The organism is Sphingomonas sp. SFZ2018-12 (assembly GCF_022496715.1).
Lineage (GTDB): Bacteria > Pseudomonadota > Alphaproteobacteria > Sphingomonadales > Sphingomonadaceae > Sphingomonas.
Genome location: NZ_WTFM01000003.1, coordinates 1 through 24,803 on the forward strand (window position 1 = coordinate 1; position 24,803 = coordinate 24,803).

A 24,803-nucleotide genomic window follows, 5' to 3' on the forward strand; every position below is an offset into this window, starting at 1 on the left:
CCGTCACCCCCACCGCCGAAATCACCTCCGATCGCAGCTCGTCCGCCAACTGGCGCAACTGGCCAGGCTTCAGCCTGCGAAGATCCTCGGGCGTGGCAACCGTATCCAGCAACGGCGTGTCGGGCGTGGTCGGCATGACGACTTCTCCGCATTCGTCCTTGACCCGGCGGCGACGCGGCCTGCCGGAATGCCGAAAGCTACCGAAACCGAGCCCGGCAAGTCCATGTCAACCGCACGGGACTTGCGGTTTGTCATCGCTTTTTGACAATAATCGACCAAGCGCCCGCCCGGGGTCGGGCCGCTACCGCTCGCGACGTGCCGCGACCGAGCGCAACTCGCCCAGCTGCCAAACAAGAAGCGCGGGGACATCGACGATCAGGTCGCGGGCACGCTTGGCAAGCGACAGCGCGAGTGCTGCCTCCGGCGGCAGGCCGAACAGCGGGCCGATCAGGACGTAAGCCCCCTCCTGCACCCCGACCCCGCCGGGGATGAGGAAGGCGGCGGTGCGCAGCGTGAAGATCAGGCTTTCGATGACGATCACCGCATGCAGCGAGATCTCGATCCCGATAAAGTCGAGGACGATCGCCGCGCCCGCCCCGCTCGCCACCCAGGCGAGAAGGTGGAGCAGGAAGCACGCGATCAGCCGCCCGCGCCGCGCATAGATCGCATCGAGCCGGGCGCGCACCTCGATCAGGGTCGCCGCCGATCCCGGCAGCATCGCGCCGCCGATCCGTGCGGCCAGCGCGAGCATCGGCCGCTGCGCGAACGCGAACGCCAGGATGATCGCGACGCTGGCCGCCAGCCCGACCAGCGCGAGCCGGCGCACGTCGCCGCCGCCGCCCGCCCCGTTGAGGACGAGCAGCAGCGCGGCGACGCCATAGAGCGTGTAGACCAGCTGCGCGGCCAGTTCGGCGGTCTGGTCCGCGACCTGGGACGCATAGGCGACCGGCTGGGGCACGCGCCCGGCCACCAGGACGCGCAGCCCGACGACGATCCCGCCGAATTGCGAAAAGGGCAGCAAGTTGGTCGCCGCCTCGCGCAGCGTCCGCGCCCAGACGAAGGTGGCGACGGGCAGGCCGGGGGTCAGCACCTGCCACGCCAGGCCGAGCACTGAGAGGATGAACAGCGTGTAGGCGGCGTAGACGAGGAAAGGGACGGCGCCGATCCGCGCCAGCACCGCCAGCACGTCACGCGCGCCGACCGCGCCGATCAGTGCCAGCGTGACCGCCAGGCCGAGCATGGTCACGCCAACGGCGGCGAGCAGCGCCCAATTGGCCCGGCTCATGTCGGAACGGCCCGGCCGCGACGGGTCAGGCCGCTTCCTTGCGGTCGCGCAGGAAGCGGAAGAATTCGACTCCTTCACGCAGCCGCCGCTTCATCATGTCGCCGTCGCGCACCATTTCGCCCACGATCGAGGCGATCTTGCTCGGGCGGAAATAGAAGCTCTTGTAGAAGACCTCGACCGCGTCGAAGATCTCGCCTGCCGACAGGTGATCGTAGCTCAGCTGCGCGATCTGGTTACCGTCGTCGTTGAGCAGATCGCCCGACGAATCGAACCAGCCATTCTCGGTCGCCTGGCGATGCAGGAAGGTGCCGGGATAGGGCGCGGCCAGCGACACCTGGATGGTGTGCGGATTGACCTCGCGCGCAAAGGCCATGGTCTCGCGGATCGTCTCATGCGTTTCGCCCGGCAGACCCAGGATGAAGGTGCCGTGGACGGCGATGCCGAGCTGGCGACAGTCTTTCGCGAACTGACGCGCGACTTCGACCCGCATCCCCTTTTTGATGTTGTGGAGGATCTGCTGGTTGCCGCTTTCGAAGCCGACGAGCAGCAAGCGCAGGCCGTTGTCGCGCATGATCTTCAACGTGCGGTACGGCACGTTCGCCTTGGCATTGCACGACCAGGTGACGCCGAGCTTGCCGAGTTCGACCGCAAGCGCCTCGACGCGCTGGGTATTGTCGGTCAGCGTGTCGTCGTCGAAGAACAATTCCTTCATCTGCGGGAAGGCGCCGAGGACGTACTTTACCTCGTCGATGACATGGCCGATCGAACGGACGCGGTAGTTGTGCCCGCCCACCGTCTGCGGCCACAGGCAGAAGGTGCAGCGCGATTTGCACCCCCGCCCGGTATAGAAGCTGACATATGGGTGCTTCAGATAGCCGCCATAATATTTCTCGATCACCAGGTCCCGCTTGTAGACCGGCGTCACGAAGGGCAGCTGATCCATATCGGTCAGCACGGCACGGTCGGGATTGTGGACGATCGCGCCGTTGCGGTCGCGATAGCTGATCCCGTCGACCCGGTCCCAGTCCATGCCGTCGGCGATGTCCTTGATCGTGAAGTCGAATTCGTTGCGACACACGAAGTCGATCGCATCGGAGGCCTTCAGGCTGCCCTCCGCCTCGACCGCGACCTTCGATCCGATCATGCCGATCTTGAGCGCGGGATTGAGCGCCTTCAGCATTTCGGCCGCGCGCACGTCCTGGCGGAACGACGGCGTCGAGGTATGGAGCACGACGAGATCGCGGCGCATCGCCTCCGGCGCGATGTCCTCGAACGACAGGTCGTGGGCCGGCGCGTCGATCAGCTTCGACCCCTCGACCAGCGCGGCGGGCTGCGCCAGCCAGGTCGGGTACCAGAAGGATTTCACCTCCCGCTTCATCTGATAGCGGGCGCCCGCGCCGCCGTCATAACCGTCAAACGACGGAGCCTGAAGGAAAAGCGCGCGCATCGTCATCGGGACCTCGTCGGGATCAGCCTGCCGTCGCGGGTCACCCTAAAGCGTGACCCGCGCCAATCAACGCGGCGCGTGAAAAACGTAGCAAGAAACACGGCAAATGAGAGCAGGTCGCGTGCGGGAAGCCACCAGGCGGGTGCCGCCCGAAAGCAGGCGACACGGTCGATCCGCCATTTGACCAGGTAACGGGCGGCCAGCGCGGCGACGACCAGCGCCGCCGCCGGCACGCTCCACCCCATCGCCGTCGCGGCGAGCAGCGCATTGGGCAGGACATGGGTGATCAGGCTGCCCGCAAAACCCGGCCGGTCGATCGTGAAGATCGTGCGCGACCAGCGCAGTTCGTGCCGGACCAATGCGGCCAGGCTGTCCTCGCTGCACCCATGGAGAACGAAGGGCCCGGTGAGCGCGACGCGGAGCCCCAGGGCCCGCACCGCCCGACCGAGTTCGAAATCGTCGGCCAGCACGTCCCTGAACCGGTCGAAGCCGCCGATCCGTTCGAGCGTGTCGGCCCGCAGCGCCATCATCGGGCCGAGCACGGGATGCGCGAGCCCGGCGCGCTGGCCCAGAATGACGCTGGGCATGAACCGATAACTGATGTCCATCGCCGCCAGCCGCGACCACCCGCCATTGTCGCCGCGCCCGAGATGCAGGCAGCTGACGATCCCGACCGCGGGATCGGCGAGCGTCGCCGCCAGCGCATCGAGCGTCCCGGGCGGCGTCGCCACGTCGCTGTCGCTGACGACGACCAGCGGATAGCGCACCCGGCCAGCCATGTTGAGCAGGTTCGACAGCTTGTTGTTGGCCCCGTGGCGCGCCGGATCCACGACCAACGCGACGTCGGCGTCGGGAAATTCGCGCCGGACATCGGCGAGGATGCCGAGCGCGGGATCATCCGCGTCGCGGGTGCCGAACACGAACTGGAGGCCGCCGGCATGGGTCTGGGCGAACAGCGTGCGCAGGTTCTCGGCGAGGGCGGGCTCGGCACCATGGAGCGGCTTCAGCACGCTGATCCCGACCTGACCGTCCCCCGCTCGGGGCGGGGGCGGGGCGCGCACCAGCATCGCCGCCACGAGCGTGTAGGCCAGCCCGAGACCCGCGAGCATTAGCAGCAGGATTTCAATAAAAAGCCCCAATTTCCGCCCTTTTCATCGGCTGTGCGGACCCGCCACCGGTTGCCATTGCACCGTCGCGAAGTCTAGTCTTCGGCGGCGACGGCAGCAGGAAAGCACGCTTGCGGCAGGCGCAGGCGGCGCGCGTGCCGACAGCGCGGGCGGCGCGTCCGCATGTCGTTCACGACGAATGGAATCGGGGTCCGCGACGGGAAGAATCGGGGTCGATGACGGCGCGAAAAATCCTTGTCACGGGCGCATCCGGTTTCGTCGGTTCGGCGGTGGCGCGTGCGTTGATCGCCCGGGGGGATCGCGTGCGGTTGGCCGTTCGCACGACGAGCCCGCGGACCAACATCGCCGAACTCGATGCCGAGATCGTGGCCTGCGACCTCAACGACGCCACGGCGGTCGATGCCGCGATGGCCGGGATGGAGGGCGTGTTCCACGTCGCCGCGGATTATCGCATCTGGGCCGCCGATCCGGGGGAGATCGTCCGCAACAACCTGACCACCACGCGCAACGTCATGGCGGCCGCGCGCGCGCATGCGGTGGACCGCATCGTCTATACCAGCAGCGTCGCCACGCTGAAGCCGTCTGCCGACGGCGCCCCGGTCGACGAGGAGGCCGCCGCGACCGCCGATCAGGCCGTCGGCAGCTACAAACGCTCAAAGGTCGAGGCCGAACGACTGGTCGAGGCGATGGTGGCGCGCGACGGGCTGCCGGCGGTCATCGTCAACCCGTCGACCCCGGTCGGACCGCGCGACGTCCGCCCGACGCCCACCGGCCGGATCATCGTCGCGGCTGCGTCGGGCCGGATGCCCGCCTATGTCGACAGCGGGCTGAACCTGGTCCATGTCGACGATGTCGCGGCGGGGCATCTAGCCGCATTCGATCATGGCCGGATCGGCGAGCGATACATTCTGGGCGGCCAGAATGTCAGCCTGAAAGCGCTGCTCGCCACCATCGCCGCCGCGGTCGGGCGCAAGCCGCCCAGCGTCGCGCTACCGCGCGCGCCGCTCTATCCCGTCGCAGTGGCCAGCGAGATCGCGGCCCGGATGACCGGACGCGAACCAATGCTGACCCGCGATTCGCTGCGAATGGCGGGCGACAGGATGTATTTCCGGTCGACCAAGGCGGAAACCGAACTGGGCTATCGCGCGCGGCCCTATGCGCGCGGCATCGAGGACGCGGTCGCCTGGTTTCGCGGCGCGGGGATGATCGCATGACAATCGCGCCGAACCTTCTGGGAGCCGTCGCGCTGGCGATCTGGCTGGCGATGCTGCTCGGACGCGACGGCTTCTGGCTGGCGCGGGCAACCGACCGCGTCTTGCCGCCCCTGCCCGACACACTGCCCAGCGTCACCGCGATCGTGCCGGCGCGCGACGAGGCGGAGTGCATCGGCGCAGCGGTCGCCAGCCTGGTGGCGCAACGCTATGCCGGGCGCTTCGACATTCTGGTCGTCGATGACGGGAGCAGCGACGGCACGGCACTGCTTGCACGGCGGGCGGCGGCGGGATCGCCGCGCCTGGCGGTGATGACCGCGGCACCGCTGGCCAATGGCTGGACCGGCAAGCTGGCGGCGATGGCGCAGGGCGTCGCGCATTCCGCGACGCATGAACCCAGCGACTTCATCTGGTTCACCGATGCCGATATCGTCCATGCGCCCGATACGCTGGCAAGTCTGGTCGCGCGCGCGCATCAGGACGGCCGGGTGCTCGTCTCGCTGATGGCGCGGCTGCGCTGCGAAAGCCTGGCAGAGCGAATGCTGGTCCCGGCCTTCGTCTTCTTCTTTCAGCTGCTCTATCCGTTCGCGGCGGTGTCCGATCCCCGACGGCGCGTGGCGGGGGCGGCGGGCGGGTGCATGCTGGTCGACCGTGCCGCGCTGGCGCGTGCGGGCGGGATCGCGGCGATCCGCAGCGCGCTGATCGACGACTGCGCGCTGGGTGCGCTGATGAAGCGCCAGGGACCGATCTGGCTCGGGCTGACCGATCGCGCGCGCAGCATCCGCCCCTATCCGGGGTTCGGCGACATCGGGGCGATGATCGCGCGATCGGCCTATGCCCAGCTCGGCTATCGCCCGTTGTGGCTGGCCGGCACCGTCGTCGGCATGGCGATCGTCTATGTCGCCCCGCCTGCGCTCGCGCTGTTCGCAACGGGATGGGCCCAGGCAGCCGGGCTGGCCGCCTGGACGCTGATGGCGCTGGCGCTGCTGCCGATGCTGCGCTTCTATCGCTGCTCGCCGCTCTGGGGGCTTGCCTTGCCGGGGATCGCCGCCTTCTACACCGGCGCGACGCTGTATTCGGCCTGGCAGTTCACGCGCGGTCGCGGCGGCGCGTGGAAGGGCCGCCATCAGGCGGTGATGCCATGATCGGCGCGCAGGGCCACGAACCGGCTATGCTGGCGTCGCACGATCTGGCGTCGGGCAAGGGGCATCGCGACGAGAATTTCCCGGTGGCGTCGCTGATCCTGCGCCCCGCGGTGCGCGCACCGGTGATGGCGTTCTATCGCTTTGCGCGCGCCGCCGACGACGTGGCGGATCATCCGGACGCGACTGCGCAGGAAAAGCTCGCTCTGCTCGCGACCATGCACGCGACGCTGGACGGGCGCAGCGACGCCGATCCTGCCGCGCTCGTGCTGCGCCGCGGATTGGCCGGGACCGGCGTGCCGCTCGACCATGCGCACGACCTGCTGCGCGCATTCGAACGCGATTGCGTCACGCCGCGCACCCGCGACTGGGACGCCCTGATCGATTATTGCCGGCTGTCGGCGATGCCGGTCGGGCGGTTCATGCTCGACGTGCATGGCGAAGCACGGACCTTGTGGCCGCAGTCCGACGCGCTGTGTGCCGCGCTTCAGGTCATCAACCATCTGCAGGATTGCGGGCGCGACCGTGCCGCGCTCGACCGTGTCTACCTGCCCGACGACTTGATGGCGGCGCATGGCGCGCGGATCGAGGATCTCGACGCGCCGACGGCGTCACCGGCCCTGCGCGCGGTGATCGTCGCGCTGGCGCGGCGCTGCGATGTGCTGCTCGACCAGGCATCGGGATTTGCGGGCGCGATCCGCGACCGGCGGCTCGGTGCGGAGGTCGCCGCGATGCTCGCGCTCGCCCGCGATCTCGTCCGCCTTCTGTCCACCCGCGACCCACTGGCGCAGCGCGTCCACCACCGCAAGTCGACCGCGGCGCGGATCGCGTTGTTCGCCGCCGGCCGCCATCTGGTGCTGGGCCGGTGAACGCGATCGCCCCGATCGACGCGGTGCCGGCGGCGCAGGCGGCGCGCAGTTCCTTTTATGCGGGGATGCGCGTGTTGCCGAAGGCGCGGCGCGAGGCGATGTACGCTATCTACGCCTTTTGCCGCGCGGTCGACGACATTGCCGACGATCAGGGCCGCGACCGGGCTGCGCGCGCTGCCGAGCTGCAGGCTTGGCGACGCGACATCGATGCGCTTTATGCCGGGGGGCCGCCCGGACGCGCCGCACTGCTCACCGCGGCGGTGGTGCGTTTCCAGCTTGATCGCGCCGATTTTCACGCGATCATCGACGGGATGATGATGGACGTGGACGCCGACATCCGCTGGCCCGATGCGGCGACGCTCGACCTCTATTGCGACCGGGTCGCCTCCGCGGTCGGGCGGCTTTCGGTGCGCACGTTCGGGATGGACGCAGAGCCCGGCCAGATGCTGGCCCACCATCTGGGCCGCGCGCTGCAACTGACCAACATCCTGCGCGACATCGACGAGGATGCCGCGATCGGCCGCGTCTACCTCCCGCGCGAAGCGCTGGCGGCGGCGGGGATTATCCCGACCACCCCTGCCCAGGTCGCCGCCGCGCCGGGGATCGACCCTGCCGCACGGTTGGTCGCGACCGAGGCGCGACGCCATTTCGCCGCCGCCCATGCCATCCTGACGACGAAGCCGCGCGGCCACCTGATCGCGCCCAGGCTGATGGACATCGCCTACGCCCGGCTGCTGCGGCGGATGGAGGAAACCGGCTGGGCTCCGCCGCGTCGCCGGCCGCGCACCAACAAGCTGTGGCTGATCGCAACGGTACTCAGGCTGCTCGTCTTCCGATGAGCGAAGGCGTCGTGCACATCATCGGCGCGGGCTTGGCGGGGCTGGGTGCGGCGGTGGCGATCAGCGCGCACGGCCGACAGGTCGTCGTGCACGAAAGCGCAGCGCACGCCGGCGGGCGATGCCGGTCCTATCACGACCCGCTGCTCGACCGGGTGATCGACAATGGCAATCACCTCGTCCTGTCGGGCAACCGCGCAGTGATGCGCTACCTTTGCGCCACCGGCGCCGCCGACACGCTGACCGGGCCGGCGGCGGCGTCCTACGACTTCTACGACGTCGGGTCGGGGGAACGCTGGACGGTGACCGCCAATGAGGGCGCGCTGCCCTGGTGGATCCTCGACCCCGCACGGCGGGTGCCGGGCACGCGCGCACGCGACTATCTGGGCCTCGCCCGGCTGTTCGTCGGCAATGACGGCGACGTGATCGCGGCGCGGGTCCGTCCGCAAGGGCGGCTGTGGTCGCACCTGATCGATCCGGTGCTGGTGGCCGCGCTCAACACCTCGGTCGCGGAAGCTTCCGCACCCCTCGCGGCGGCCGTGCTCCGCGAATCGCTTGCGCGCGGCGGCCGCGCCAGCCAGCCGCGGATCGCCGCGACCACCCTTGCCGCAACCTTCGTCGATCCCGCGCTTGCGACGCTCAACCGGCGGGGAGTGCGCGTGCGCTTCAACGCACGGCTGCACGGCATCGCGATGACCGACGATCGGGCGAGCGCGCTCGACTTCGCCGACGGCCCGGTCGGGCTGGGCCCGGCGGATCAGGTGGTCGTGGCAGTGCCCGCAGGCGTGGCGACCGACCTGTTGCCCGGCCTGTCCGCCCCCGACCAGTTCCGCGCGATCGTCAACGGCCACTTCGCGATGGCACCGCCCCCGGGAGCACCGGCGATGCTGGGACTGATCGGTGGAACGGCGGAATGGCTGTTCGCCTTTGGCGATCGCCTGTCGGTCACGGTCAGCGATGCCAACCGCCTGCTCGATCCGGATCGCGCGACACTGGCGGCGCGCTTCTGGGCGGATATCTGCGCCGCGCTGGCGATCGACGCGCCGATGCCGCCATGGCAGATCGTCAAGGAAAAGCGCGCCACCTTTGCCGCGACCCCCGATCAGGATGCCCGGCGGCCGGGTACCGCGACGCGCTGGCGCAACCTCGCGCTGGCGGGCGACTGGACCCGTACCGGACTGCCTGCGACGATCGAGGGGGCCTTGCGGTCGGGCGAGGCGGCCGCCGCACACGTCATGGCGCGCAGCTGATGCACATGATGACGGGTAACCGGGCCGCCACGCCCACCGATGACGACGCCATCGACCGCAGCGTCGATCGCGCGGCCGACGCACTTGCGCGCGCGCAGCGCGACGACGGCCACTGGGTATTCGAGCTGGAGGCGGACGCAACCATCCCGGCGGAATTCGTTCTGCTCAAACATTATCTGGGCGAACCGCGCGATCCGGTGCTCGAGGGCAAGATCGGCCATTATCTCCGCCGCATCCAGTCGGCGGAACATCATGGCTGGCCGCTGTTCCACGGCGGGGCGTTCGACACCTCCGCCAGCGTGAAGGCTTATTACGCGCTCAAGATGATCGGCGACGATCCACAGGCGCCGCACATGGCGCGCGCACGCGCGGCGATCCACGCGGCGGGCGGCGCGGCGGCGGTGAATGTCTTCACGCGCATCCAGCTGGCGCTGTTCGGCGCGGGCAGCTGGTCGGTGGTGCCGACGATGCCGGTCGAGCTGATCCTGCTGCCGCGCTGGTGCCCGGTGCATCTGTCGAAAATGAGCTATTGGGCGCGTACGGTCATCGTGCCGCTGCTCGTGCTCGCCGCAAAGCAGCCGGTGGCGAAGAACCCGTCGGGGGTGAAGGTCGATGAACTCTACACCCAAAGGGCAGCGCCGCTGAAAAGCCAGGCGGCGGGCGCGAAACGATCCTGGCAGATACTTTTCGGCGGACTCGACATCGTGCTCAAGCGGGTCGAGCCGCTGTGGCCCCGGGGATTAAGGGCGAAGGCGATGCAGGCCTGCGTCGATTTCGTCGTCGAACGGCTCAATGGCGAGGATGGCCTGGGCGCGATCTATCCGGCGATGGCGAACAGCGTGATGATGTTCGATTGCCTGGGCTATCCCGAAGATCATCCGCACCGGGCGATCGCGCGCAGGTCCGTGGAGAGGCTGCTCGTGGTGAAGGCCGACGAGGCCTATTGCCAGCCCTGCGTCTCGCCGGTCTGGGACACCGCGCTCGCTGCGCACGCGATGCTGGAGGCCGGTGGCGAAGCGAATGAGGCGCGCGCGAGGGCCGCACTCGCGTGGCTGAAACCGCTTCAGGTCACCGACGTGCGCGGCGACTGGGCAGAGGTGAAACCCGGCATTCGCCCCGGCGGCTGGGCGTTTCAGTACAACAACGCGCATTACCCCGATCTCGACGACACCGCCGTCGTGGTGATGGCGATGGATCGCGCGCGCGATAAGCTGGCACCTGCCGGTGTCGGTGCCGGGGGTTACGATGAGGCGATCGATCGCGGCAATGAATGGACGGTCGGGCTGCAATCGAAAAATGGCGGATTTGGCGCGTTCGATGCCGACAACACCCATGACTATCTCAACAACATCCCCTTTGCCGATCACGGCGCGCTGCTCGATCCGCCGACCAGCGACGTGACCGCGCGCTGCGTGTCGATGATGGCGCAGCTCGGCGAAACCGACAGCCCGCGAATGAAGGCTGCGCTCGGTTTCCTCGACGCCGAACAGATGGCGGATGGATCATGGTTCGGGCGCTGGGGGGTCAATTACATCTACGGCACCTGGTCGGTGATGTGCGCACTAAACGCAGCCGGGCGCGGCGGTGATCATCCGGGCATGCGCCGTGCCGCCGACTGGCTGGTGGCGATCCAGAATGCCGACGGCGGCTGGGGCGAGGATTGCGACAGCTATGCGCTCGACTATGCCGGCTACACTCCGGCACCGTCGACCGCATCGCAGACCGCCTGGGCGCTGCTCGCGCTCATGGCCGCGGGGTTGGTCGAACATCCCGCGGTCGCGCGCGGGGTCGAATGGCTGGTCGCCAACCAGGAAGCGGACGGGCTGTGGGGGCAGGAACAGCATACCGGCGGCGGCTTTCCGCGCGTGTTTTACCTGCGCTATCACGGCTACCCGAAATACTTCCCGCTCTGGGCAGTCGCGCGGTATCGGAATCTGAAGCGGTCGAACCAGAAGATCGTCGCATGGGGAATGTGAGCGGGCCGATCTTCGCGCTTTCCCCGACTCGTTTTCACCGTGATCCCGGGCTGGTTCCGGGGTGACGGCCGGGGCATGAGGGGCAGGCCGTGATCCTGATTGCCTGCGGGTTGCAGCGGGAAGCCAAGATCCTTGGCCGGCCCGGGGTCATCACCGTCCCCGGCGGCGGCGATGCGGCGCGGCTGGAGGCGATGCTCGAGGCACAAACGCCGGGCGCCACGATGGTGGTGTCGAGCGGCATCGCCGGCGCGCTCGATCCGGCGCTCATGGCGGGCGATATCGTGATCCACCTTCCAACCCCGTTCGTGCCGAGCGAAGTCGAGGGACGTGCCAGAAGCGCCGCGCCCGGAACACGCCCCTCGACTGCGCTCGGGGCGAACGGATCATGGAAGCACCGACTCAAAGCGGCCCTGCCCAACGCTCGCCAAGGCACGATCATCGGCCAGGATCGCATCGCCGCCACCGCCGCCGAAAAGGCCGCGCTTTACGCCGCCACGGGTGCGCTCGCGGTCGACATGGAATCGCACGTCGCCGCGCGGGTGGCGGCGCGGTACGGCCTGCCCTTCCTCGCCATCCGCGCCATATCCGACACGGCGCACGAAACCCTGCCCCCCGCCGCGCTGGTCGGGATGAACCCCGATGGATCGATGGCGCTGGGCAAGGTGCTGGCGTCGCTCGCACGGCGACCGGGGCAACTGCCGGCGCTGATCCGGACCGGGCGGAGCGCCGAGGCGGCGTTCACATCGCTGGCGCAGCTAAGTCAGGCCCTGCGCTTAACCCAACAGAACTGAGCGGTCATTGCGAGCGCAGCGAAGCAATCCAGCCGAGCCGCAAATGGTACCGCTGGATTGCTTCGCTGCGCTCGCAATGACGGTAATCTGGCTTCTGCCTCAAGCTGCGCGCTGCACCCGCTTGTAACCTTCGGGGTCCGCCGCCTTGATCCGCTCCAGCTCGCGCTCGACATGGCTGGAATGGACGTCCTGTGCCGGCCTTGCGTTGGACAGGTCGATATCGGGCGCCATCGGACCTTCGGTGCGCACGCCCTTGCGCCCGACCTTGAGCATCTTGAGCGGGTGGCGGATCGCATCGGTCGCCGCCGTGCCCTCGAACCCGCAATGGACCATGCAGTTCGAGCATTTCGCGTATTTGCCGACGCCATACTGGTCCCAGTCGGTGCCCTCCATCAGCTCGGCAAAGCTGTCGACATAGCCCTCGCCGACCAGATAGCAGGGTTTTTGCCAGCCGAACACGGTGCGCAACGGCATCGACCAGGGCGTGCATTCATAGGTCTGGTTGCCCGCGAGGAAATCGAGGAACAGGGGCGAGTTGGTGAACGCCCATTTGCGCCCGCCATCGCCCCGGCGGAACACGTCGCGGAAGAAATTCTTGGTGCGTTCGCGCGTCAGGAAATGCGCCTGATCGGCGGCACGCTCATAGGAATAGCCGGGCGAGATGGTGATCTCGACATCGCGCGCCGCCATTTCGTCGAAGAACGCCGCCAGCCGGTCGGGGTCTGCGCCGTCGAACACGGTGCAGTTGACCTGGACGCGAAAACCGCGCGCCTTTGCCATCTCGATCGCCTCAATCGCGACTTCATAGGTGCCGTCCTGATCGACCGCGTGGTCGTGCATGCCCTTGTCGCCATCGAGATGGATCGACCAGGTGAAAAAGGTCGACGGCCGGTAATCGTCGATCTTCTTCTTGAGCAGCAGCGCGTTGGTGCACAGGATCACGAACTTCTTCCGGCGCACATAACCTTCGACGATGCGCGGCATGTCGCGGTGGAGCAGCGGCTCGCCCCCCGCGATCGACACGGCGGGCGCGCCGCATTCGTCGATCGCCTGCATGCATTGGTCATAGCTCAGCCGCTGGTTGAGGATCGCGTCGGGATAATCGATCTTGCCACAGCCCGGGCAGGCGAGATTGCAGCGCAGCAGCGGCTCGAGCATCAGCACGAGTGGATATTTGCCCCCGGCCAGATGCCGCCGGAGCGTATAGCCGCCGATGCGGGCGAGGAGCGGAAGCGGCAGACCCATTTTTTCCAGCCCTATTCGGCGGCGATCGAGTTGGCCTGCACCACGTGGCGCAACTCGGGCGGCAGACTGAATTCCACCGTCTCGACGATGCCGTCGAGCGTCGAGACCTCGATCGGCGCAATCCGCCGCAACGCCGTGATGACATCCTCGACCAGCGTATCGGGGGCAGACGCACCTGCCGTCAAGCCGATGCGTTCGACCCCGTCGAACCAGGCGGGATCAAGCGCGCTGCCGTCGGCGACCAGATAGCTGGGCAAGCCGAGATCGACGCCGATCTCGCGCAGGCGATTGGAATTGGAGCTGTTCGGCGATCCGACGACCAGCAGTACGTCGGCGACGCGGCACAGGTCGCGCACCGCCGTCTGCCGGCTCTGCGTGGCATAGCAGATGTCGGAGACATTGGGGCCGACCACGTCGGAGAAGCGCCGCTCGAGCGCGGCGATGACATCGCGGGTGTCGTCGACGCTGAGCGTCGTTTGGGTGATGTACGCGATCGGTTCGTCGTCGGGCAGGTCGAGCTTCTCGATATCGGCACAGGTGCCGACCAGATGCACGGGCGCGTCGATCTGGCCGATCGTTCCCTCCACTTCGGCATGGCCCTCGTGCCCGATCAGCACGATGGTCCGTCCCGCCGCCGCATAGCGCCGCCCCTGCAGATGGACCTTGGTCACCAGCGGGCAGGTCGCGTCGAGGACCGGCAGCCGGCGTGACGCGGCCACCGCCTCCACCTCGCGCGCGACGCCATGGGCGCTGAAGATGGTGCGGCCGCCGTCCGGAATCTCGTCCAGTTCATCGACGAACACCGCGCCCTTGGCCTTCAGCGTGTCGACGACGTGCCGGTTGTGCACGATTTCATGGCGGACATAGACCGGCGCGCCGTAACGTTCGATCGCGCGCCCGACGATCTCGATCGCCCGCACCACCCCCGCGCAGAATCCACGCGGTTGCGCGAGGATGACCTGTATCGCCATTGCTCACCTCATTCCCCGCGCGGAGATGATCTCCGCGCCGTCGCATCCGAAACCCATTGCTCCGACGCGCCACTTTGCCCGTTTTTCAAAACAATGAACAAAATATTGCAATCGCAGACTAGAGCCGTCGTAAAAATTGTAGAACCAATCTATCCATGTCATCAATAGCGGTAGTCGAACGACGTGACAGGCTTACCGGACAGGCTATTCATTGGAGCAAGAAAATGAAACTTGCTGTTTTTTCGACAACGATCGTCGCTTTGACTTTGATATCTCCGACCATGGTCGCGGCCCAGACCGATGCGGCAGCGACGGTGCAGACGCTGAGCGACACCCTGATCGCGACGATGCGCGAGGGGCCGACGCTCGGTTTTGCCGGCCGGTCGGCGCGGCTGAAGCCCGTGATCGAACGCAGTTTCGACCTCGCCCTTGCCACCCGCCTGTCGATCGGCCCGAGCTGGACCAAGATGTCCGCGGCGGACCAGGCGGCGCTGACCGATGCGATCCGGCGCATGACGATCGCCGAATATGCCCGCAACTTCGCGCGCTGGAACGGCGAGGCGATCCGCGTCGATCCGCGCGTCACCACACGGGGTGCCGATGCGCTGGTTCGAACGACATTGACGCGGCGCGACGGCGATCCGGTCGTGCTCGCCTATCGCCTGCGCCAGACGGGCGGGACGTGGCGGATCATCGACGTCCTGTTCAACGGCTCGATCAGCCAGCTCGCGACGCGCCGCGCGGATTACGCGCGCATCCTGGCAAGCGGCGGCGCGCCCGCGCTGGTCCGTCACCTCGATCGAGCCACTGCCAATGCCGCGCGCTGAACGACGCCGCATCGCGACCGGCCGCAGCCTGATCCGCGACGCCGCGATCTGGCTGGCGCTGACGACGCTGGCGTTGGGTATGCCGGGATGCGCCAATCGGCCCGCGATCGAGCCGGCGGGTACGGCGGCACCCGCGGCACTGTCGGGCGATGCGGCGGCGCCGCGACCACCACGCACCCCGGGTGACCCGGTCGAGGCGACGAACCGCCGCTTCTTCCGTGCGCAAAGCGGCATCGATCGGGGCTTCTTCGGCCCGGTTGCGCGCTTCTACAAACGCGTCGTCCCGCGCGTCATCCGGTCGGGGCTGCGCAACATCATCCGCAACCTCACCGAGCCGGTGGTCTTCGTCAACGACGTGCTGCAGATCAAGCCGAAGCGCGCGGTGCGAACGCTCGGCCGTTTCGTCATCAATTCGACCGTCGGTGTGGCCGGCGCGATCGACGTCGCGAAGACCGCCGACCTGCCCTATCGCGCCAATGGCTTCGGCAACACGCTCGGGCGCTACGGCGTCGGCCCCGGCCCGTTCCTCTACCTGCCGCTGGTCGGCCCGACGACGCTGCGCGACCTGCTGGGCGGGCAGCTCGACGGACTGGTGCTGCCGGTCGGCGTCGGATTTCCGTTCGACCGGCTCGATTACCAGCTCAGTCGCGGGGTCGTGTCGACCCTGGACCGGCGGGCCGAGGCCGAGGACGACTTGAAGGCGCTGTTGTCGGGCGCCGCCGACCCCTATGCCACCCTTCGCTCGGTCTATCTGCAGAGCCGAGCCGCCGCGATCGCCGAGCTTCGCGGCAGCAGCGACGGAACGGAAGCCCTCGACGATCCGCTGCTCGATCCGGCGGAGTCCCCGCCCGACCCGACCGCCGGCGCCGCCCCCGAGGTGCCGGAGCAGACCGATTCGGCCGCGTGCGCCGATGCAGGCAGCTGTTCGCCCGCGCCCGCAGAGGGGGCAACGCCCGACGCGGCGCCGGAGACGCTGCCCGACCCGGCGGCCGGTGCGATCGCGGAGCCGATGGGGATGGCGGCGTGATGCCGCCCGGATCGGCGCGGATTATGCTGGCGGGCCGAGCGGGGCGGCCTCACTCCCACTCGATCGTGCCGGGCGGCTTGCTCGTATAGTCGTAGGTGACGCGGTTGATGCCGCGAACTTCGTTGATGATGCGCGTCGCGACGCGGGGCAGGAAGTCGCCGGGAAAGCTGAAAGCCTCCGCCGTCATCCCGTCGGTGCTAGTCACGGCACGCAGCGCCAGCACATTGTCGTACGTGCGCCCGTCGCCCATCACGCCGACGCTGCGCACCGGCAGCAGCACCGCGAACGCCTGCCAGATCGCATCGTACAGCCCGGCATTGCGGATTTCCTCCAGATAGATCGCATCCGCCTTGCGCAGGATGTCGCAGCGCGCCTTGGTGACTTCGCCGGGGATGCGGATGGCCAGGCCGGGCCCCGGAAACGGGTGCCGCCCGACGAAGATGTCGGGCAGCCCCAGCTCGCGACCCAGCGCGCGGACCTCGTCCTTGAACAGCTCGCGCAGCGGCTCGACCAGCTTCATGTTCATGCGTTCGGGCAGGCCACCGACATTGTGGTGGCTCTTGATCGTCACCGACGGGCCGCCCGTGAAGGAAACGCTCTCGATCACATCGGGATAGAGCGTGCCCTGCGCCAGGAACTCCGCCCCGCCGATCTTGCGCGCCTCGTCCTCGAACACGTCGATAAACGTCTTGCCGATGAACTTGCGCTTGGCCTCCGGGTCGGTGACGCCGGCCAGGCCATTGAGGAACAACGTCTCCGCATTCACATGGACGAGCGGGATGTTGTAATGGCCGCGGAACAGGCTGACGACCTGATCCGCCTCGCCCGCGCGCATCAGGCCATGGTCCACGAACACGCAGGTCAGCTGCTCGCCGATCGCCTCATGGATCAGCACCGCGGCGACCGCCGAGTCGACCCCGCCCGACAGGCCGCAGATCACCCGGCCCTTGCCGACCTGCGCGCGGATTTCGGCGATCTTGGCGGCGCGGAACTCGGCCATCGTCCAGTCGCCCTTGAGGCCGCAGACATGGCGGGCGAAATTGGCGATCAGCCGCGCGCCGTCGGGCGTATGAACCACCTCCGGGTGGAATTGCATCGCATAATAGCGCCGCGCATCGTCGGCGATCACGGCAAAGGGCGCGCCGGGGCTGGACGCGACGGCGCGGAACCCGGGGGCGAGCGCAGTAACCTTGTCGCCGTGGCTCATCCACACCTGGTGCGTCTCGCCTTCCGCCCACATGCCGTCGAACAGCGCGCAGCGATCGTCGATGGTGATGAAGGCGCGACCGAACTCGCCCGAATCGCCCAGCCGCACCTCGCCGCCCAGCTGATGCATCATCGTCTGCTGGCCGTAGCAGATGCCCAGCACCGGCAGGCCGCTGTCAAAGATCGCCTGGGGGGCGCGCGGGCTGCCCTCGTCCAGCACCGATGCCGGGCTGCCCGACAGGATGATGCCGGCGGGCTTCATCCGCGCAAAGGCGGCTTCCGCGGCGTTGAACGGTGCGATCTCGCTATAGACGCCGGCCTCGCGGACGCGGCGTGCGATCAACTGCGTCACCTGGCTGCCGAAATCGACGATCAGGATCGATTGCTGGGGAGTTTCCATGCCGCGACCCGATAACCGGGTCGCGGGCGTGTGGAAAGGGCGCAGGCGGATCAGCGAGACTGGGAAATGCCGTCCGCCCCGAAGTTGAAGTATCGCCGGGCACCGGGCTGCTGTGACCGCACGGGATGGGCGGTCACCTCAATCGCCACGCCGTCCAAATCGTCTGTCGGCTTGATGAAGCAATAGCCGAAGCGAATGTCGCGCGCGCGCTGCACTTCCATGAACTGGTTCAGCCAGCGGAGCCGCTCCGCGGGCAGCGGGACGTCATTCCATCTGAGCGACGTCACGCGCGTCCCTTGCAAGTCACGGGTCGATTCATATTTGATCTCGGCGATCCCGGCTGCGCAGCGCGCTGTCTCCGACCGCATTAGCCAGGGTATTTCGGGCTCATGCGTCGTGATGCCATGATAATCGCCACGAATCGTGACCGTCTGCACCGCTACCAGGAAAAACAGGCTCAACATCAACGCGACTCCGTGGGGCGGGTCGTCTACCCGATCATCGCGTCGACCTTAGATCAGCGCGCGGCGACGTCGAAGCCCTCGATCACCACGCGCGGATATTCGCCGGTCACGATCGTGCAGCGGAAACGCTGTTCCTGCCGATCCGCGTCGCGATAGCCGTCGCGCAGTTCGATCGTGCCCTGGACGTACCAGCTGCCGTCGCGGCGGGCGTCGACATCGGTGATGTCCTGCACGCGTGCGAGCGGCGCGAGGCGTCGGCCCTCGTCCTCCGCCGCGACCGCGCAGCTGTCGACGGCGGCGTCCTCGGTGTAGGTCGCGGGCGGTGCGGTGTCCTCGTTACCGGTTGCATCCCCAGCCAGGTCGGCGAAATCGTCGTCCGCCCGAGGATCGCGCGAACTGCGATCCCAGTCGGCGGGCGGCGGCAACGGCGGATCGATCGTGTCCCGCGGGATATTGCGGCGCTCACGGTCCGCGCGGCTCGCTGCCGAAATGGCGGCGATCAGGCCACCCGCGATGACCGCGCCCAGCAGCACGTCGCCCCCGTCGATCCGGTCGCCGCGATGATGCCAGCGCCCCCGCCCCCAGTCGCGCGCGTCCGCCGGGATCGCCGTCGCCAGCATCGCCGTCGTCGCCAACGCCGCACCCATGATCCGCAAGCTGTTCATTCGCGCGCCTCCCACTCGTCAGGACACTCCCATGCCCGATCCGCGCTGTCGCGCAGATGAACCGCCTCACAGCGCGTTGGCCGCCCACATAAATTGCGCGCGGAGCCAGGCGGTTGCGGAATCCGATCGAGCCATCGGATTCCACAGCATTTCGATATGCCATGCCGGCACGCCGACGGGCAGGTCAAAGCACTGAAGCCCCCACGCCGTCGCCCGATCAGCCATGCGCGACGGCAGCGCCCCGATCAGGTCGGTGCCGGCGATCACCGGGGGTAGCGCCAGCATGTGGGGCACGACCAGGGCGATCGTGCGGTGCAGGCCGGCATCGGCCAGCGCGCGATCGATCGCGCCGCGGCGGTCGCCACGAACCGACGTCAGCACGTGCCGCGCCTTTACGAAATCGTCGAGGCTGATCTTGCCGTCGCGGATGGCGGGATGCCCGGCCCGCGCGACGCCGACGAACCGTTCGGCGAGCAGCCGCTGCTGCACGGCATCTGGCGGTGGAGATGCAAAGGTGCCGATCGCAAGGTCGATATCGCCGCGCGCGACCATGGCTTCGATGTCGCGCTTGTCATAGCCGATGATCTCCACGCTCGATCCCGGGCTCAGCGCCGCGATCCGCGCCATGACGCGGGGAAGCAGCACCATCGTCGTATAATCGGTACTGGCGATGCGGAAACGCTGACTGGCGTGGGCGGGATCGAATGCCACGGCATCGTCCAGCGTTACGCGAAGCTGATCGAGCACAGCGGCGATAGGCATCATCAACCGCTGCGCAAGCGGTGTCGGCTGCATCGCACCATGGCTGCGCACGAACAGCCGGTCGCCGAACAGCGCCCTCAACCGCGCCAGCGTGGCGCTCATCGCGGGCTGACGTATGCCGAGGCGTTCGGCAGCGGCGCTGACGCTGCGCGTTTCGGCAAGCGCATGAAACGCAACGAGCAGATTCAGGTCGACACGCGCCAGATCCATCGACCCGATCGATACCAACTATTCGGGTGGCAGGATAGGGCGGCAATATCGTCCATGCTATTGCGCCGCGGGCAAAACCAGGAGGACCCGAACATGTCGAGCACCGTCGAACTCGTCACCCGCTTCATCACCCGTTTCCTCGGCGAAGCGGACCTGGCCGTCGCCGACGCGACCCTGCACGCGCGCGTACAGGGCATCACCGGCCTCAAGCCGACCGGGCCGATCGACGGGCGCGAAGAGTACAAGGCGACGATCGCCGGCTTTGTCGACGCCTTTCCCGCCGAATCGCCGGTCGAAATCATCGATCAATTCGCCTCCGCCGACGGCACCCGCGTCGTCACACGCTTTCACTCGCGCCAGCGTCACGCCAAGCCGTTCTTCGGAGTCGACGCGACCAACCGGGTCATCCTGTTCGACGAAACCCACGTCACGCGCGTCGAGGACGGCCTGATCGTCGAGAACATCGTCTCGGCAACCAATCTGGAGTTCGAGATGCTGATGGCGCCGGTGCTGACGCCGTTGATCCTGAAATGACCGCAGCCGGCGGCACGTCAGCTGGATGCGACGTGCCGCCTGGGTCGGAGGATCATTTCGCCGGCTTGATCTTCAGGCCGGTCCACTTGGCCGCAAACGCCCACAGGTCGGCATATTCCTCGATGATCTTGTCGGTGGGCTTGCCCGATCCGTGGCCGGCGCGGGTTTCGATGCGCACCAGATGCGGGCGATCGCCGATGTCGGTCGCCTGCAGCGCCGCGGTATATTTGAACGTGTGGCCCGGCACGACGCGGTCGTCGGTGTCGGCGGTGGTCGCAAGGATCGCGGGATAGCGCTGGCCCGCACGGATATTGTGATAGGGCGAATAGGCGTAGAGGTTCTTGAAATCGGCTTCCTTCGACGGATAGCCGTAATCGTCCACCCAGTAGCGCCCGGCGGTAAACCGGTCGAAACGGATCATGTCCATGACGCCCACCGCCGGCAGCGCCGCCGCGAACAGGTCGGGGCGCTGATTGGTCACCGCGCCGACGAGCAGCCCGCCGTTCGATCCGCCCTGGATCGCGAGCTGGTCCTTGCCGGTAATGCCCTTGGCGATCAGATATTCGCCCGCGGCGATGAAGTCGTCGAACACATTCTGCTTGTTGAGCAGGCGTCCGCCGTCATGCCACGCCTTGCCATATTCGCCGCCGCCGCGAATGTTGGCGACCGCGAGCACCCCGCCCTGTTCGATCCACGCCAGCCGCGTGACCGAAAATCCGGGGAGCTGGGGAATGTTGAATCCGCCATAGGCATAGAGCAGGGTCGGCGCGGGGCCGGTCACATCCTTGCGCTTGACGATGAAAATCGGCACCCGGGTGCCGTCCTTCGACGTATAGAATTGCTGGTCGACGACATAGTCCGCCGGGTCGAACGCGACCTTTGGCGCGGCCCAGGGCGTCGCCTGGCCGGTCTTTACGTCATAGCGATAGATGGTGGTCGGCGTCGCGAAGCTGGTGAAGGCGAAGAAGGTCTCGCTTTCATTCTGGTCGCCGCCGAAACCCGCGGCGGTGCCGATGCCGGGCAGCGCGACCTGGCCCAGCAGCTTGCCGTCGGGGGCATAGCGGCGCACCTCGGTCTTGGCGTCGACCAGATAGCTCGCGATGATCTGGCCGCCGATCAGCGTCGCGCCCTGCAGCACCGCCTGATCCTCGGGCACCACGTCGCGGGTGGCGAGGTCGGCGGATGCGACGTCCATCTCGACGATCTTCGATCGCGGTGCGCCCTTGTTGGTGTTCCACCAGAAACGGCTGCCGACATTGCCGACCACCGCCCATTCATTCTCCAGCCCCTTGACGATCGTCCGCGGCTTCGCGCCCGGCTTGGCCAGGTCGATCAGCGTCATTTCATAGCGATTGTCGGTGCCCTCGGTCGTGGTGATGACCAGCCATGCACCGTCATCGGTGACCTGCGCGAAATGGCCGCGCTTCGGCGTCTCCGGCGTCGCATAAACCAGCGTGTCGGCCGATTGCGGCGTGCCGAGCTTGTGGAAATAGACCGCCTGGTTCTCGTTCAGCGCCTGGAACTCCTGGCCCTTGGCGGGCTCCGGGAAGCGCGAATAGTAAAAACCGCTGCCGTCCTTGGCCCAGGCAAAGTTGGAGAACTTCACCCACTCGACCTTGTCGTCCATGGTCTTGCCGGTCGCGACGTCCAGCACCTTGACGATCCGCCAGTCGGTGCCGCCTTCCTGGATGGTATAGAGCAGCTTGGTGCCGTCCTCGCTCGGTGCCCATTCGCCCAGCGCGGTCGCGCCATCGGCCGACCAGCCATTGGGATCGATCAGCACCCGCCCCTCGCCATCCACACGGTCGCGGACGTACAGCACCGACTGGTTCTGCAGCCCCGAATTGCGGCTGTAGAAATAGCGCCCGCCCTGCTGCTGCGGGACGCCGAAGCGTTCATAATCATACAGCGCCTTCAGCCGCGCGGCGAACACGTCGCGGCCGGGCAGCGTCGCCAGATATGCGTCGGTCAGCTTGTTCTGTTCGGCAACCCAGTCGGCCACCGCCTTGTCGTTGCGGACGTCGTTTTCCAGCCAGCGATAGGGGTCGGCCACCTTCACGCCGAACTGCTCGTCGACCACGTCGACGCGGCGCGTGTCGGGATAGTCGATCGTGGCGGTCATGGCGGGGCGAGGCTCCGGGTCGGAAAGGGCAAAGGCGGGGGAAGCGAACAGCAGCGGCAGGGCGATCAGGGCGCGACGCATGGATGGACTCCAGCAGGAAATGAGAAAGGCCGCACCCTATGGGGGCGCGGCCTGTTGCTCAAGGGGCTGTCAACCATCACCGCCGTCACCGGCGGCGGGCACGATCACGCCGCGGCGTCGAAATCCTCGTCGTTCATCACCGGGCCCGAATCCTGGCCCTTGGCGCTGACGTCGCGATCGACGAACTCGATGATCGCCATCGGCGAGGCGTCCGACGCACGGATGCCCGCCTTGATGATGCGGGTATAGCCGCCGGCACGGTCGGCATAGCGCGGCGCGAGCACGTCGAACAGCTTGACCAGCTGCGCATCGTCCAGCAGGCGCGCATGCGCCAGGCGGCGATTGGACAGGCCGCCCTTCTTCGCCAGCGTCACCAGCTTTTCCACGTACGGACGCAGCTCCTTCGCCTTGGCGACGGTGGTGGTGATCTGCTCGTGCTTGATGAGCGCGGCCGCCATGTTGCGGAACAGGGCAATGCGGTGGGCCGAGGTCCGCTGCAGCTTACGACCGCCAACGCGATGACGCATGATCTTCTTCCTTCTCGTTCGTCTGGGGGCCGTGTCACGGAACCCCGAGCCAGGCGGCGCTTAAAAGGCGGCCGCCATCTGCCTTCTAGATCCTCCCCGAGCTTGCTCGGGGAGGGGGACCATCCAAAGGATGGTGGAGGGACGACGCGGGCAAAGCCCGCGTCGTCGGACGGGCCTTGCGGCCCGCCGGCCGGGCTCGGCGATCAACCCGAGATTAGCTGGCTAATCCCGGACGCCGAGCTCAGCCCATGATCTCCTGTTCCAGCTTCTTGGCCATTTCCTCGATATTCTCGGGCGGCCAGCCCGGGATTTCCATACCGAGGCGCAGGCCCATGCTGGACAGCACTTCCTTGATCTCGTTGAGCGACTTGCGGCCGAAATTCGGCGTGCGCAGCATCTCGGCTTCAGTCTTCTGGACTAGGTCGCCGATATAGATGATGTTGTCGTTCTTGAGGCAGTTGGCCGAACGGACCGACAGCTCGAGCTCGTCGACCTTCTTGAGCAGGTAACGGTTGATCGTCGCGGTGTCGCTGGTGCCTTCCGCCGCGGCGGGGGCCGCCGCCATGCCGATCGGCGCCGAACGCGTGATCGCCGAGTCGTCGAAATGGACGAACAGCGCCAGCTGGTCCTGAAGGATGCGCGCGGCATAGGCGAGCGCGTCCTCCGGCGACACCGTGCCGTCGGTCTCGATCGACAGCGTCAGCTTGTCATAATCGAGCTCCTGCCCAACGCGGGTGTTCTCGACCTTGTAGCTGACCTGGCGGACGGGCGAGTAGAGCGCGTCGACCGGGATCAGGCCGATCGGCGCGTCGGCCGGCCGGTTGGCGCTGGCGGGCAGATAGCCCTTCCCCGTGTCGGCGGTCAGCTCCATGTTGAGCGTCGCGCCTTCGTCGAGGTGGCAGATCAGCAGATTGGGGTTCATCACCTCGATGTCGCCCGACACCGCGATGTCGCCCGCGCGGACGTCCATCGGGCCGGTCGCCGACAGCTGGAGCCGCTTCGGCCCCTCGCCCTGCATGCGCAGTGCGATCTGCTTCACGTTCAGGACGATGTCGGTCACGTCCTCACGCACGCCGGCGAGCGACGAGAATTCGTGCAGGACGTTCTCGATCTTGATCGACGTCACCGCCGCGCCCTGCAGCGACGACAGCAGCACGCGACGCAGCGCGTTGCCGAGCGTCAGGCCGAAACCGCGCTCGAGCGGCTCGGCGACGAAGGTCGCCTTGCGCTTGGGATCGCCGCCGGGCTTCTTTTCGAGGCCATTGGGCTTCTTGAGTTCCTGCCAGTTCTTAGCGTTGACAGACACGGGCTTCCCCTAAGGTTGGGCGGGAAAGGAACAACTCCCGCCGATAAATCGGACCCGGCCGGCGCCGCCATCGCGACGCCCGGCCCGGCCAAGGCGGCAGATCAGACGCGACGGCGCTTGGACGGACGCACGCCATTATGCGGGATTGGCGTCACGTCGCGGATCGACGTGATCTGGAACCCGACCGCCTGCAGCGCGCGCAGCGCCGACTCGCGGCCCGATCCGGGACCCTTCACTTCGACTTCCAGCGTGCGAACGCCATGCTCGGCGGCCTTGCGGCCCGCATCCTCGGCGGCGACCTGCGCGGCATAGGGCGTCGACTTGCGGCTGCCCTTGAACCCCATCATGCCCGCCGACGACCAGCTGATCGCGTTGCCCTGGGCATCGGTGATCGTGATCATGGTGTTGTTGAAGCTGGCGTTGACGTGGGCGACGCCCGCCGTGATGTTCTTGCGTTCGCGCCGGCGAAGGCGCTGCGGTGCTTGAGCCATTTGATATTCCTGACCTTCTATCCAGTGATCC

24 protein-coding genes are annotated in these 24,803 nt (G+C 67.5%); 10 read left to right on the top strand and 14 right to left on the bottom strand.

Annotation, left to right across the window (positions count from 1 at the left end):
* The 4 genes from GO308_RS18645 to hpnI all read right to left on the bottom strand — a co-directional run.
* The coding region (locus GO308_RS18645) for a 1-deoxy-D-xylulose-5-phosphate synthase N-terminal domain-containing protein (protein WP_276616587.1) at nucleotides 1-136 on the bottom strand (136 nt) is incomplete at its 3' end.
* Nucleotides 137-301: 165 nt separating this feature from the next.
* On the bottom strand, nucleotides 302-1,285 hold the full coding sequence (locus GO308_RS13310) for a lysylphosphatidylglycerol synthase domain-containing protein (protein WP_066476878.1): 984 nt from the start codon (nucleotides 1,283-1,285) through the stop codon (nucleotides 302-304).
* Between the two features lie 25 nt (nucleotides 1,286-1,310).
* Nucleotides 1,311-2,738, bottom strand: a complete 1,428-nt coding sequence (gene hpnJ, locus GO308_RS13315) for a hopanoid biosynthesis associated radical SAM protein HpnJ (protein ID WP_197417149.1) — start codon at nucleotides 2,736-2,738, stop codon at nucleotides 1,311-1,313.
* Nucleotides 2,735-3,871 carry a bacteriohopanetetrol glucosamine biosynthesis glycosyltransferase HpnI gene (hpnI, locus tag GO308_RS13320; protein WP_276616583.1) on the bottom strand — a complete coding sequence of 379 codons (1,137 nt, stop codon included), beginning with the start codon at nucleotides 3,869-3,871 and terminating at the stop codon, nucleotides 2,735-2,737. The genes hpnJ and hpnI overlap by 4 nt, the downstream gene beginning before the upstream one ends.
* A 203-nt stretch (nucleotides 3,872-4,074) precedes the next feature.
* On the opposite strand from hpnI, the gene hpnA reads away from it, so the two are divergent.
* The 7 genes from hpnA (at nucleotide 4,075) to GO308_RS13355 (ending at nucleotide 11,934) form a co-directional block, all read left to right on the top strand.
* Nucleotides 4,075-5,073: a hopanoid-associated sugar epimerase gene (gene hpnA, locus GO308_RS13325; RefSeq protein WP_066476873.1), complete on the top strand. Its 999-nt coding sequence runs from the start codon at nucleotides 4,075-4,077 to the stop codon at nucleotides 5,071-5,073.
* A complete protein-coding gene (locus GO308_RS13330) occupies nucleotides 5,070-6,215 on the top strand; it encodes a glycosyltransferase (protein WP_240885828.1) in 1,146 nt (381 codons plus the stop codon). Before hpnA ends, GO308_RS13330 begins: the two co-directional genes overlap by 4 nt.
* Complete coding sequence (gene hpnC, locus GO308_RS13335; protein ID WP_240885829.1) at nucleotides 6,212-7,081, top strand: squalene synthase HpnC; 870 nt, start codon at nucleotides 6,212-6,214, stop codon at nucleotides 7,079-7,081. The genes GO308_RS13330 and hpnC overlap by 4 nt, the downstream gene beginning before the upstream one ends.
* Nucleotides 7,078-7,920: a presqualene diphosphate synthase HpnD gene (hpnD, locus tag GO308_RS13340; RefSeq protein ID WP_346769091.1), complete on the top strand. Its 843-nt coding sequence runs from the start codon at nucleotides 7,078-7,080 to the stop codon at nucleotides 7,918-7,920. Before hpnC ends, hpnD begins: the two co-directional genes overlap by 4 nt.
* A complete protein-coding gene (gene hpnE, locus GO308_RS13345) occupies nucleotides 7,917-9,167 on the top strand; it encodes a hydroxysqualene dehydroxylase HpnE (RefSeq protein WP_240885830.1) in 1,251 nt (416 codons plus the stop codon). Before hpnD ends, hpnE begins: the two co-directional genes overlap by 4 nt.
* Before the next feature lie 8 nt (nucleotides 9,168-9,175).
* On the top strand, nucleotides 9,176-11,143 hold the full coding sequence (gene shc, locus GO308_RS13350; protein WP_240885945.1) for a squalene--hopene cyclase: 1,968 nt from the start codon (nucleotides 9,176-9,178) through the stop codon (nucleotides 11,141-11,143).
* Nucleotides 11,144-11,232: 89 nt separating this feature from the next.
* Nucleotides 11,233-11,934, top strand: a complete 702-nt coding sequence (locus GO308_RS13355; protein WP_240885831.1) for a phosphorylase — start codon at nucleotides 11,233-11,235, stop codon at nucleotides 11,932-11,934.
* Nucleotides 11,935-12,033: 99 nt separating this feature from the next.
* On the opposite strand, the gene hpnH is transcribed toward GO308_RS13355, so the two are convergent.
* Together hpnH and ispH are read right to left on the bottom strand one after the other, a co-directional pair.
* The gene (hpnH, locus tag GO308_RS13360) at nucleotides 12,034-13,179 is read right to left on the bottom strand and encodes an adenosyl-hopene transferase HpnH (RefSeq protein WP_066476862.1); all 1,146 of its coding nucleotides are present in this window, start codon (nucleotides 13,177-13,179) and stop codon (nucleotides 12,034-12,036) included.
* Between the two features lie 11 nt (nucleotides 13,180-13,190).
* Nucleotides 13,191-14,150: a 4-hydroxy-3-methylbut-2-enyl diphosphate reductase gene (ispH, locus tag GO308_RS13365; RefSeq protein WP_066476859.1), complete on the bottom strand. Its 960-nt coding sequence runs from the start codon at nucleotides 14,148-14,150 to the stop codon at nucleotides 13,191-13,193.
* Between the two features lie 281 nt (nucleotides 14,151-14,431).
* On the opposite strand from ispH, the gene GO308_RS13370 reads away from it, so the two are divergent.
* On the top strand, nucleotides 14,432-14,977 hold the full coding sequence (locus GO308_RS13370; RefSeq protein WP_240885832.1) for an ABC transporter substrate-binding protein: 546 nt from the start codon (nucleotides 14,432-14,434) through the stop codon (nucleotides 14,975-14,977).
* The gene (locus tag GO308_RS13375; RefSeq protein WP_240885834.1) at nucleotides 14,964-16,004 is read left to right on the top strand and encodes a VacJ family lipoprotein; all 1,041 of its coding nucleotides are present in this window, start codon (nucleotides 14,964-14,966) and stop codon (nucleotides 16,002-16,004) included. Before GO308_RS13370 ends, GO308_RS13375 begins: the two co-directional genes overlap by 14 nt.
* Nucleotides 16,005-16,053: 49 nt before the next feature.
* Here GO308_RS13375 and guaA read toward each other — a convergent pair whose 3' ends face one another.
* From guaA to GO308_RS13395, 4 genes are all read right to left on the bottom strand, one after another.
* A complete protein-coding gene (gene guaA, locus GO308_RS13380) occupies nucleotides 16,054-17,610 on the bottom strand; it encodes a glutamine-hydrolyzing GMP synthase (RefSeq protein WP_066476856.1) in 1,557 nt (518 codons plus the stop codon).
* 50 nt (nucleotides 17,611-17,660) lie between these two features.
* On the bottom strand, nucleotides 17,661-18,074 hold the full coding sequence (locus GO308_RS13385; protein ID WP_240885835.1) for a hypothetical protein: 414 nt from the start codon (nucleotides 18,072-18,074) through the stop codon (nucleotides 17,661-17,663).
* Between the two features lie 53 nt (nucleotides 18,075-18,127).
* Nucleotides 18,128-18,739 (bottom strand): hypothetical protein, encoded by a 612-nt coding sequence (locus tag GO308_RS13390; protein WP_240885836.1) that lies wholly within the window; start codon nucleotides 18,737-18,739, stop codon nucleotides 18,128-18,130.
* A 66-nt stretch (nucleotides 18,740-18,805) separates the two neighbouring features.
* A complete protein-coding gene (locus GO308_RS13395) occupies nucleotides 18,806-19,711 on the bottom strand; it encodes a LysR family transcriptional regulator (protein ID WP_240885838.1) in 906 nt (301 codons plus the stop codon).
* A 93-nt stretch (nucleotides 19,712-19,804) separates the two neighbouring features.
* On the opposite strand from GO308_RS13395, the gene GO308_RS13400 reads away from it, so the two are divergent.
* Nucleotides 19,805-20,245, top strand: coding sequence for an ester cyclase (locus tag GO308_RS13400; RefSeq protein WP_066476848.1), 441 nt, complete (start codon nucleotides 19,805-19,807; stop codon nucleotides 20,243-20,245).
* Between the two features lie 52 nt (nucleotides 20,246-20,297).
* On the opposite strand, the gene GO308_RS13405 is transcribed toward GO308_RS13400, so the two are convergent.
* From GO308_RS13405 to rpsK, 4 genes are all read right to left on the bottom strand, one after another.
* Complete coding sequence (locus GO308_RS13405; protein WP_240885839.1) at nucleotides 20,298-22,448, bottom strand: prolyl oligopeptidase family serine peptidase; 2,151 nt, start codon at nucleotides 22,446-22,448, stop codon at nucleotides 20,298-20,300.
* Nucleotides 22,449-22,552: 104 nt separating this feature from the next.
* A complete protein-coding gene (gene rplQ, locus GO308_RS13410) occupies nucleotides 22,553-22,975 on the bottom strand; it encodes a 50S ribosomal protein L17 (protein WP_066549368.1) in 423 nt (140 codons plus the stop codon).
* Between the two features lie 241 nt (nucleotides 22,976-23,216).
* Nucleotides 23,217-24,281 (bottom strand): DNA-directed RNA polymerase subunit alpha, encoded by a 1,065-nt coding sequence (locus tag GO308_RS13415; RefSeq protein ID WP_066476842.1) that lies wholly within the window; start codon nucleotides 24,279-24,281, stop codon nucleotides 23,217-23,219.
* 101 nt (nucleotides 24,282-24,382) lie between these two features.
* Complete coding sequence (gene rpsK, locus GO308_RS13420) at nucleotides 24,383-24,772, bottom strand: 30S ribosomal protein S11 (RefSeq protein WP_066476841.1); 390 nt, start codon at nucleotides 24,770-24,772, stop codon at nucleotides 24,383-24,385.
* Nucleotides 24,773-24,803: the final 31 nt, after the last annotated feature.

Excerpts from the sequence above, each read along its gene's own strand:
- GO308_RS13310 (WP_066476878.1), bottom strand. The coding sequence starts at position 1,285 with ATGAGCCGGGCCAATTGGGCGCTGCTCGCCGCCGTTGGCGTGACCATG.
- hpnJ (WP_197417149.1), bottom strand. The coding sequence starts at position 2,738 with ATGACGATGCGCGCGCTTTTCCTTCAGGCTCCGTCGTTTGACGGTTAT.
- hpnA (WP_066476873.1), top strand. The coding sequence starts at position 4,075 with ATGACGGCGCGAAAAATCCTTGTCACGGGCGCATCCGGTTTCGTCGGT.
- GO308_RS13330 (WP_240885828.1), top strand. The coding sequence starts at position 5,070 with ATGACAATCGCGCCGAACCTTCTGGGAGCCGTCGCGCTGGCGATCTGG.
- hpnC (WP_240885829.1), top strand. The coding sequence starts at position 6,212 with ATGATCGGCGCGCAGGGCCACGAACCGGCTATGCTGGCGTCGCACGAT.
- hpnE (WP_240885830.1), top strand. The coding sequence starts at position 7,917 with ATGAGCGAAGGCGTCGTGCACATCATCGGCGCGGGCTTGGCGGGGCTG.
- shc (WP_240885945.1), top strand. The coding sequence starts at position 9,176 with ATGACGGGTAACCGGGCCGCCACGCCCACCGATGACGACGCCATCGAC.
- hpnH (WP_066476862.1), bottom strand. The coding sequence starts at position 13,179 with ATGGGTCTGCCGCTTCCGCTCCTCGCCCGCATCGGCGGCTATACGCTC.
- ispH (WP_066476859.1), bottom strand. The coding sequence starts at position 14,150 with ATGGCGATACAGGTCATCCTCGCGCAACCGCGTGGATTCTGCGCGGGG.
- GO308_RS13370 (WP_240885832.1), top strand. The coding sequence starts at position 14,432 with ATGGTCGCGGCCCAGACCGATGCGGCAGCGACGGTGCAGACGCTGAGC.
- GO308_RS13375 (WP_240885834.1), top strand. The coding sequence starts at position 14,964 with ATGCCGCGCGCTGAACGACGCCGCATCGCGACCGGCCGCAGCCTGATC.
- guaA (WP_066476856.1), bottom strand. The coding sequence starts at position 17,610 with ATGGAAACTCCCCAGCAATCGATCCTGATCGTCGATTTCGGCAGCCAG.
- GO308_RS13385 (WP_240885835.1), bottom strand. The coding sequence starts at position 18,074 with ATGTTGAGCCTGTTTTTCCTGGTAGCGGTGCAGACGGTCACGATTCGT.
- GO308_RS13390 (WP_240885836.1), bottom strand. The coding sequence starts at position 18,739 with ATGAACAGCTTGCGGATCATGGGTGCGGCGTTGGCGACGACGGCGATG.
- GO308_RS13395 (WP_240885838.1), bottom strand. The coding sequence starts at position 19,711 with ATGGATCTGGCGCGTGTCGACCTGAATCTGCTCGTTGCGTTTCATGCG.
- GO308_RS13400 (WP_066476848.1), top strand. The coding sequence starts at position 19,805 with ATGTCGAGCACCGTCGAACTCGTCACCCGCTTCATCACCCGTTTCCTC.
- GO308_RS13405 (WP_240885839.1), bottom strand. The coding sequence starts at position 22,448 with ATGCGTCGCGCCCTGATCGCCCTGCCGCTGCTGTTCGCTTCCCCCGCC.
- rplQ (WP_066549368.1), bottom strand. The coding sequence starts at position 22,975 with ATGCGTCATCGCGTTGGCGGTCGTAAGCTGCAGCGGACCTCGGCCCAC.
- rpsK (WP_066476841.1), bottom strand. The coding sequence starts at position 24,772 with ATGGCTCAAGCACCGCAGCGCCTTCGCCGGCGCGAACGCAAGAACATC.